The organism is Deferrisoma sp., from assembly GCF_054681715.1.
Genome location: NZ_BAAHFQ010000130.1, coordinates 1 through 8,142, shown reverse-complemented (window position 1 = coordinate 8,142; position 8,142 = coordinate 1). Strand labels below are relative to the sequence as shown.

The 8,142-nt window shown below is 70.8% G+C and carries 10 protein-coding genes and 1 tRNA gene; 10 read left to right on the top strand and 1 reads right to left on the bottom strand.

Translation table 11 applies throughout. From position 1 onward, the window contains the following. The 5 genes from ACY0I8_RS14265 to ACY0I8_RS14245 form a co-directional block, all read left to right on the top strand. Positions 1 to 187: hypothetical protein (locus ACY0I8_RS14265; RefSeq protein WP_461395295.1), on the top strand; the 187-nt coding region annotated here is incomplete at its 5' end. Between the two features lie 61 nt (positions 188 to 248). Then, on the top strand, positions 249 to 638 hold the full coding sequence (locus tag ACY0I8_RS14260; protein ID WP_461395294.1) for a secondary thiamine-phosphate synthase enzyme YjbQ: 390 nt from the start codon (positions 249 to 251) through the stop codon (positions 636 to 638). 21 nt (positions 639 to 659) lie between these two features. Then, on the top strand, positions 660 to 1,445 hold the full coding sequence (locus tag ACY0I8_RS14255; RefSeq protein WP_461395293.1) for a sulfite exporter TauE/SafE family protein: 786 nt from the start codon (positions 660 to 662) through the stop codon (positions 1,443 to 1,445). A gap of 136 nt (positions 1,446 to 1,581) precedes the next feature. After that, positions 1,582 to 2,106 (top strand): TlpA family protein disulfide reductase, encoded by a 525-nt coding sequence (locus ACY0I8_RS14250; RefSeq protein WP_461395292.1) that lies wholly within the window; start codon positions 1,582 to 1,584, stop codon positions 2,104 to 2,106. Continuing rightward, positions 2,103 to 3,056 (top strand): endonuclease/exonuclease/phosphatase family protein, encoded by a 954-nt coding sequence (locus ACY0I8_RS14245; RefSeq protein ID WP_459940050.1) that lies wholly within the window; start codon positions 2,103 to 2,105, stop codon positions 3,054 to 3,056. Before ACY0I8_RS14250 ends, ACY0I8_RS14245 begins: the two co-directional genes overlap by 4 nt. An 18-nt stretch (positions 3,057 to 3,074) precedes the next feature. Here the strand turns inward: ACY0I8_RS14245 and ACY0I8_RS14240 are convergent, their stop codons facing one another. Next, entirely contained in the window at positions 3,075 to 3,308 is a 234-nt protein-coding gene (locus ACY0I8_RS14240) for a MoaD/ThiS family protein (protein ID WP_459940051.1), read from the bottom strand. 340 nt (positions 3,309 to 3,648) lie between these two features. On the opposite strand from ACY0I8_RS14240, the gene ACY0I8_RS14235 reads away from it, so the two are divergent. From ACY0I8_RS14235 to ACY0I8_RS14215, 5 genes are all read left to right on the top strand, one after another. Then, a complete protein-coding gene (locus ACY0I8_RS14235) occupies positions 3,649 to 3,930 on the top strand; it encodes a DUF4398 domain-containing protein (protein WP_459940052.1) in 282 nt (93 codons plus the stop codon). Continuing rightward, a complete protein-coding gene (locus ACY0I8_RS14230) occupies positions 3,927 to 5,102 on the top strand; it encodes an OmpA family protein (RefSeq protein ID WP_459940053.1) in 1,176 nt (391 codons plus the stop codon). The genes ACY0I8_RS14235 and ACY0I8_RS14230 overlap by 4 nt, the downstream gene beginning before the upstream one ends. 72 nt (positions 5,103 to 5,174) lie before the next feature. Then, positions 5,175 to 5,251 (top strand) — tRNA-Arg (locus tag ACY0I8_RS14225). A 556-nt stretch (positions 5,252 to 5,807) separates the two neighbouring features. Then, a complete protein-coding gene (gene phnD, locus ACY0I8_RS14220; RefSeq protein WP_459940054.1) occupies positions 5,808 to 7,424 on the top strand; it encodes a phosphate/phosphite/phosphonate ABC transporter substrate-binding protein in 1,617 nt (538 codons plus the stop codon). Continuing rightward, positions 7,421 to 8,142: hypothetical protein (locus ACY0I8_RS14215; protein WP_461395291.1), on the top strand; the 722-nt coding region annotated here is incomplete at its 3' end. The genes phnD and ACY0I8_RS14215, both read left to right, overlap by 4 nt.

Here is an 8,142-nt window from a genome sequence, read left to right as displayed (position 1 = left end):
GACCCAGGGGCACCCGGATCCCGACGCCTACGCCTGGACCCTGGGGAGCCTGGAGCGGGTGCTCACGTCGTATGGCTTCGAGCCCACCGCCCTCGTGGCCCCCGGTCTGGAGGAGGCCGGGGCCGTAGAGCGGCACCCCGAACTCCTTTCCCGCGCCCGCGACCTGGGCCGGGCGCTGGGGGCATGAGCCGGAACCCAGCGGCCCCAGACCAACGACCGGCGACCGAAGACCGCAGACGGAACTCCGCATGGAAACCCTTACCGTGAAGACACCCCGTCGCGAGTGCCTCGTGGACATCACCGCAGCCGTGGCGGAGGTGGTGCAGCGGCGCGGCGGGGTGCTGTGCACGGTGTTCGTCCCCCACACCACGGCCGGGGTGACCATCAACGAGAACGCAGACCCCGACGTGGTGACCGATCTCCTGCAACACCTCTCCGAGCTCGTCCCCCGGAACCGGCCCTACCGCCATACCGAAGGCAACTCCGACGCCCACATCAAGGCCACCCTGGTGGGCTCGTCGGTCCAGGTCCCCGTGGTCGGGGGCCGGCTCGCCCTGGGAACGTGGCAAGGGATCTTCCTCGCGGAGTTCGACGGGCCCCGCACCCGAAAGGTCCAGGTGGTCGTCCATGGGGGGTAGCCCCACCCCGATCGCCCCCCCATGACCTGGGCGATCCTTCCCCCCCTGGGCCTCGGGGCCGGGCTTGCCGCCGGATTCCTGGGCATCGGCGGCGGGGTGTTCCTGGCTCCGGCCTTCCTCGAGCTGTTCCGTTGGCTGGGCTACCCTGCGGCCAGGGTACCCACCGCCCTCGGCACCTCGAAGGCCGTGGTCCTCCTGGCGGCGATCTCCGCCCTGCGGTCCCAGGCCCGGGCGGACCAGGTGGAGTGGCGCCTGGTGCGGCGGCTCGCGCCCTTCGTGGTCCTCGGCGCGGCGGCCGGGGGCGCCCTGGGGATCGCCGCCGCCCCCGGGGCGATCCAGTCGGCGTTCGGGGTGTTTTTGATCGTGCTCGGCCTGGGCCAGTGGGCGCGCGGAATCCTCCCCCCGCTGCCGGCGCTCGCGCTCACCGGCCTTCGGATTCTCACCGCCGGTGCCGCGGCCGTCGCCGCCGCCTTCGGGATCGGCGGCGGGGTTCTCCTCGTGCCCCTCCTGGCGGGACCCGGCCGTCTCCCGACCCACCGGGCCGCGGGCACCGCCGCCGGCATCATGGTCTTTTCCGCCTCCACGGCGGCCGCGGGCTACGTCGCCTTCGGGTTCGCCCGCGGCAACCCGATGCCCGGGGCGATCGGATACCTGTACCTTCCCGCCTGGCTCCTGGCGGGGGTGCCCGCCCTCGCCGGCGCGCGGTGGGGGGCGGCGTGGGGGCGGAGGGCCCCGCCGCGAGCCCTGAGGGCGGCGCTGGGCCTCGTGCTCCTCGCGGTCGGGACACGAATCCTCCTGGCTCGGTGAGCCAAAACGCTTTGCGCCGGAGCGGCCCGTGGGCCAGAATGGAACAAACCCGCGGTTCCGCCCCCCGGAGGGCGCCCTAGGGGGCCCGGGGCGGAACCCCGGCGGCCGCCGTTCATTCCCGCAAGGAGGCACGACCGTGGGCCGAGTTTCCAAAATCGTCTTCGCCGTGGCCGTCGCCGCGCTGCTCTGCGCGTTCCGGGCGTCCACCGAGGCCCGGTACGCGGGTGTGGGCAACCCCGTTCCCGACCTGGTGCTGGAGACCCTGGACGGCCGGCAAGAGGATCTCCTCGGCGGGAGGTCCGGATGGATCCTTCTGAAGTTCGGGACGACCTGGTGCCCCCAGTGCGGGGACGAGGTGGGGGAACTCAACCGGATCGCCGGCGACCTTCGGCAACGGGGCGTGCGGGTGGTCGAGGTGTTCTTGCGGGAACCCCCCGAGGTGGTTCGCGCCGACGTTCGCAGGACGCCGCGCTCGTACGCCGGAAGGATTCTCCTCGACCGCAACGGCGAGGCCATCTCGGCCTTCGGGGTTCGGGTGATCCCCCGGCTCGTGCTGGTGGATCCCGCGGGCGTCGCCCGGGCGGACTCCCGGTTCCAAGCGGCGAGAGACCTTCTCGCCACCATCGACCGGGCCCTGGCCCATGCGGGGGAGGACGGATGAGCGGCGTACGGGAGCTTCGGCTCGCCACCTACAACTTAGAAAACCTAGGGGTCCGCCCGGACGAGGAAACCCCGGAGGCCCGCGAGCGCCTGCCCCGGCACCTCGAGGCCCTGCGGCGGGCGATCCGCCGGCTCGACGCCGACGCCGTGGCGTTCCAGGAGCTGTTGGATCCCGACCTCCTGGAACCGCTGCTCGACGGACTGGGGTATCCCCACGTGGTCCTGGCCGAGCGGGGGTCTAGCCCGCTACGGTGCGGGGTGTTCTCGCGCTATCCGCTGGCGGGTGCCAAAACGGTGGCCGCCGGGATCGACCTCGAGGTCGTGGACCGGAAGGCCGGCATGGAGGTCCGGGTGCGGGGGGCGTTCAGCCGGCCGGCGCTCCAGGTGGAGTGGCAGGTGCCCGGGTTTCCCATGACCCTCATCGTGGTCCACTGGAAATCGAAGATCCCCTCCTACACCCGGGAGCTCCAGGGACAGGGGGCCTCGGACCGGTGGCAGAGCCTGGGGGATGCGGGGGAAGGGCGGCTCGTGACCGAGGCCAAGCGGCTGGGCCAGGCGGTGCAGATCCGGCGTGCGGTCGACCACCTGCTGCGGCGGGACCCCGAGGCGAGGGTCGTCGTGCTCGGCGACTTCAACGACACGTTGGACTCGGAGGGCCTGCGGATCGTGGCGGGGGACGCCCGGGCCTGCGACAGCCCCTCACTGACGCCGATGGAACTCGTGGCCTGCGAAGAGGCGATCCCGGCCGACCGGCGGTTCACCCAGGTGTACCGGGGCCGAAGGGAGATGCTCGACCACATCCTGATCTCCCAATCCCTCCTTCCCCACTTCCTGGGGGCCGAGGTGCACAACGAGCGGCTCCGGCCCGCCCAGGAGGGCCCCGGGTTCGACCCCTACGACCCGGGCTCGGACCACGCCCCGGTGCTGGCCCGGTTTCGCCCGCCCCGGTAGACCCGCCGCCCGACCGGCCTACCCCCCGGCCACCGGCGGAAACAGCGCCACCTCGTCGCCGTCGGCGAGCTCCCGCCCGGGGTCGGCGTGCCGCCCGTTCACCAGCAGGATCCGAGGCTTCTCCTCCGGGATGCCGAGCCGCGCGATCAACTCCCCCAGGGTCGCCCCTTCCGGGAGCTCCACCTCGAAGGGCGCCTTGCCCTCCGGCGCGAACTTGCGAAGACCGGCGTACAGATTCACCTTCACCCGCATGATCGTCTCCGGTTCAGCGTGTCGTTCCGGTACTGAGAGGCTAGAAGGCTAGAACGCGGGAATGCCGAAAGCCTTACAGCCCCGGCTCCCAGCGCCCGCGCCGTTTCCAGCCTTCCAGCCTTCCAGCCTTCCAGCCTTCCAGCCTTCCAGCCGCCCAGCCGCCCAGCCGCCCAGCCGCCTAGCCAGTATACCCGACCTCCTTGACGGCCGAAATTCCCGCGTTACCGTGTTCGCCACCTCCGACCGGGGCCCGGATTGGGGAAAGGAGGTGCGGTGCTTTGGGCAGACGGTCGGCCACATCCGTAAACCAAGCGATGCAATCGGAAGAAAGGAGGAACCCATGAGACGAAGGCACTGGTTGGCGGCCCTCGCGGCCGTCGGGCTGCTCGGCGGGTGTTCCACCCTGGGCACCCTGGGCCAAGCCCACGACACCCTGGCCCAGGCCAAGGCGGCCGGGGCCGAAGCCAAGGCGCCCTACGAGTTCTACAAGGCCCAGGCGTTCCTGGACCTGGCGGAGCACGAAAAGGACGAGAACGACTGGTCTGCCGCCAAGGAGTGGGCCGGGGTGGCGTTGGAGAACGCCCAGAAAGCCCTGGCCACGTCGAAAGGAGGTGCCCAATGAGGACATGGAATCTGCTTTGGGGCGCCCTCCTCGGGGCCGGGGCCCTGGCCCTGACGGCCGGCTGCGGAGCGATCCGGCCGCTCTCGAAGGCCGATGCCGATCGCGTGGCCGCGATCCAGGCGAAGATCGGCGAGGCCCAGAAGATGGACGCCATGGAGTGCGCCCCCCGGGAACTTGCGACGGCCGAGGCGCTCCTGGCCCACGCGCGACACGAGGCCATGGAGTTCCACGGCGGGGCCGAGGTGGACGAGGAGTTCCAGACGGCGGAACGGGCGGCCGACGACCTCCTGGCCAAGACCAAGGCGTGTTGGGAGGCCAAGCAGAAGGCCATGGCCAAGCCGGCCCCTCCCCCCGACTCCGACGGCGACGGAGTGCCCGACTATAAGGACCGCTGCCCCGGGACCCTGAAGAACGTCCCGGTGGACGCCGTGGGCTGCCCCATCGACACCGACGGCGACGGCGTGGCCGACCACGAGGACAAGTGCCCGGGCACGCCCATGGGCGCCCCGGTGGACCGGACGGGATGCCTCAAGGACTCCGACGGCGACGGGCTCACCGACTGGGATGAGACCCAGAAGTACGGCACCAACCCCAACGACCCGGACTCGGACGACGACGGGCTCGCCGACGGGAAGGAGGTGCTCCAGTACGGCACCGATCCGAAAAACCCCGACACCGACGGCGACGGGCTCACCGACGGGGACGAGGTGGCCAAGCACGGCACGAACCCCAAGGACCCCGACACCGACAAGGGGTCGGTGCCCGACGGCCTCGAGGTCAAGGTGGCCGGCACCAACCCGCTCGACCCGGCCGACGACGTGAAGGAGCTCAAATGCGTCGAACTCCAGATTCAGTTCGACTTCGACTCCGACGTGGTCAAGCAGGCCGATTACGCCGAGCTCGAACGGGTGGCCCAGTACCTCAAGGAAAACCCGGAACTCAAGGTCATCATCCAGGGCCACACCGACAACGTGGGCACCCCCCAGTACAACCTGGACCTGTCGCTGCGGCGGGCCAAAGCGGTGGTCAAACTCCTCAACGAGAAGTACGGGATCGAAAAGGCCCGGATGAAGGCGGAAGGCTACGGCGCGAGCCAGCCCATCGCCTCCAACGACACCGAGGAGGGACGGGCGAAGAACCGCAGAATCTACGCGATCCTGAAGTGCGAATAGCCCGCAGCCGGGGGCGGGCCAAAGTTCTTGCAATCCGTGCCGCCCTGTGGTTAACTACGCGCTTCCTTCGGCGGGCGAGTAGCTCAGCTGGATAGAGCGCAGGTCTCCGGAACCTGAGGCCGTGGGTTCGAATCCCGCCTCGCCCACCACCGAAACGAAACCGCCGGCCCTCGGGCCGGCGGTTTTTTTGCGCCTTCTTCCCTTCCCTGCCCCGTTGGGGCCGAGGTAGCACTCGACGCTCGGCAGCGACCCGGGCCATCTCGCAGGTGATCACGTGGCTGTAATGCCACCGCTCGATGCCCGAACGGGTGCGGATCCACCCCTCCGAAGCGTCCAGGAAGGTGGCCCGGTCGTCGTTGGTCATGACGGCGGAGGGGGACACAGTTGCCCCAGCCGGTGATGTCGGCGAATCGCATGGACCCTCCTCGTGGCCGCTGCTCGGCTGCGGCCGGCCCAGCGACGAGGCTCCCCTGAGCAGGGCCGGCCCGACCCGGGGGGCGTCTCGGGCCGACCGGGCCGATCCCCGGCGACGGATTTGCGGGTTCACCAAAGCAGGGCAACCCGTTTTCCCCGTTGCCGCCCCCCCGGGGGTGACCTTCTGGGTTCCATCAACTCCGCATACCCGTTCTGGCATGGTAAACTTCTTTCCCTCTGCCGCCGAAACGAAGGGGGTGGCGTCGCGTTTTCCCACGAGAGCGGGAGCCCATGAGCCGAACCGCAGCCGTTCTCTTCGTTCTTGCCGTTCTCCTCGGGGCCTGTGCTCCCGGGGGCGGGTCCCCGCCCGAACGGTTCCGCCTGGGCGGATCCGGTTCGGCCCGCGATCTCGCCCAGGCCCTCGTCGACGCGTTCCAGGCGTCCCACCCCGGGGTCCAGGTGGAGCACGTGCCCTCCACCCATTCCGGCGCCGCCATCCAGGCCCTCAAGGCCCGGGAGATCGACGTGGCCTACCTGACCCGCGAGCCTTCCGCCGACGAGCGCGCCGGTCTCTACGTCTACCCCTTCGCCCTCGACCCCCTCGTCTTCGCCGCCGACGCCGACGCCGGGATCACCGGCCTCACCACCCTCCAACTCCGACGGCTCTACGACGGGTCCATCCCCGATTGGTCCGGCGTCGGCGGCTCCCGGTTGCCCGTGGTGCTCCTGGACCGCCCGCCGTTCACCTCCCCCCGGAAACTCCTCGACGAGACCGTGTTCGCCGAGCTTGCCGTGAGCCCCAGCGCGACCGTGCTCGAGGCGCCCCAGGACATGTCCCACGCCCTGCGGATGTACCCGGGGGCCCTGGGATACACCTCGCTTCGCGACGCCCTGGAACTCGAGCCCGACGTGCGCGTGCTCCGGCTCGACGGGGTGTACCCGGACCCGGAGGCGGTGCGGACCGGTCGATATCGACTCGCCCGACCGGTCATCTTCGCCGTGCGGGCCGAACCCCTTTCGACGCCCCGGCGGTTCCTCGAGTTCTTGAAAACCCAGGCCGCCCAGGAACTCGCCGAGGCGAGGGGCCTCGTGCCGGTCCGGCGGGAACTCCGGATCGGGGTGCCGCCGATGCGAAACATCGTGGCCCTCGAGACGAAATACGGGGGCCTCGCCCGGTTTCTCCAGTCGCGCCTCGGGCTCCCCGTGGACCTCGTGCACCAGGCCAGCTACACCGATCTCACCGAGGCGTTTCGCACGGGCCAGGTGGACGCGGCGTTCGCCGGCAGCTTCGCCTACCTGGTGGCCCACGTGGAAACCGGGGCCGAGGTGCTGGCCCGGCCGGATTACGGCGGGATCTCCCGGTACCGGGGGGTGATCTACGTGCGCGCCGAGAGCCCGCTCCGGTCCCTCGAGGACCTCAAGGGTCGCAAGGTAGCCCACGCGGGGCCCACCACCACGGCAGGCCAGATCTTCCCGATGTACGCCCTCAAGCGCCGGGGGCTCGGGACGCCCGAGACGTTCTTCGCCGCCTTCGAGGACGCCGGATCCCACGAGGCGGCCCTCCGCAGACTCCTCGGCGGCGAGGTGGACGCCGCGGCGGCGAAGGACCTGGTGTGGAGGGAGATGGTGCGGGAAGACCCGTCGCTCAAGGGCCGGCTCCGGGAGCTCGCCGCGTCGAAGCCCGTGCCGTCCAACGGGTTCGTCGCCGGCCCCACGGTGTCCCCCTCCCTTCGGCGCCAGATCCGAACGCTCCTTCTTTCCATGCACGAGTCCCCCCAGGGGAAGAAGGCCCTGATTGACCTCGGGGCCGACCGGTTCCTTCCCACCACCGACGAGGACTACGCCCCCCTCTACGAGATGGTGCAGGCCCTCTCGGCCGAACTCGCCAACTACTTCCAGTACCGATGATCCGCCCCACGAGCCTGCGCAGCCGGTTCCTGGTTTCGTTCGGCGCCCTGGTCGCCGGGTTGGGGCTCCTGAGCCTGGGCGTCACCTGGATCTCCACGGCGGCCTTCTACCGGACGAACCTCGACCTGCGGCTCCGCCAGACCGCGGCCCGCCTCGAAAGCCACCTGCGGGCGACGGAGGAGTCGCTCGTGTTCCGCACGCGGATCCTGGCCGAGGTGGCCCGGGTCCAGTCGTCCAGCCCCGATCCCCGGCCCCTGCGCCAACTCCAGGTGTACACCATGCGCTGGCTCACCCACGACGGGCTCGAGGTCGTCGGCATGGGAAACCGGGCGTACTGGAGGGGCCGGGGAGGCTGGGAGTTTCTCCTCGAGAAGGCGTTCTCCGGGGTCCCAGCGGCGTCGGTCGAGGCGCTTCCCGGAGGCGGGGCGGCGCTGGCCGCGGCGAGCCCCCGGGAGGGGTCCAACGGAGTGGAGGAGGTCATCGTGGTGGCCCTTCCCCTGGAGACCTCCGTCCTCCAGCGCTGGGCCTCCCTCCTGGGAGCCGATGTGGCATTGCTCGGGCCCGAGGGCCAACTGCTCGGAACGAGCCTCCCGAGCCCGTGGGATCCCCCACCCCCCGATTCCATGAGGGGGGAGGTCGTGATCGGGGGGGTTCCCCACGCCTACTTGCGCACCCCCCTCCGCGCCGGGGGCCGGGCCCAGGGGTGGGCCCTGATCCT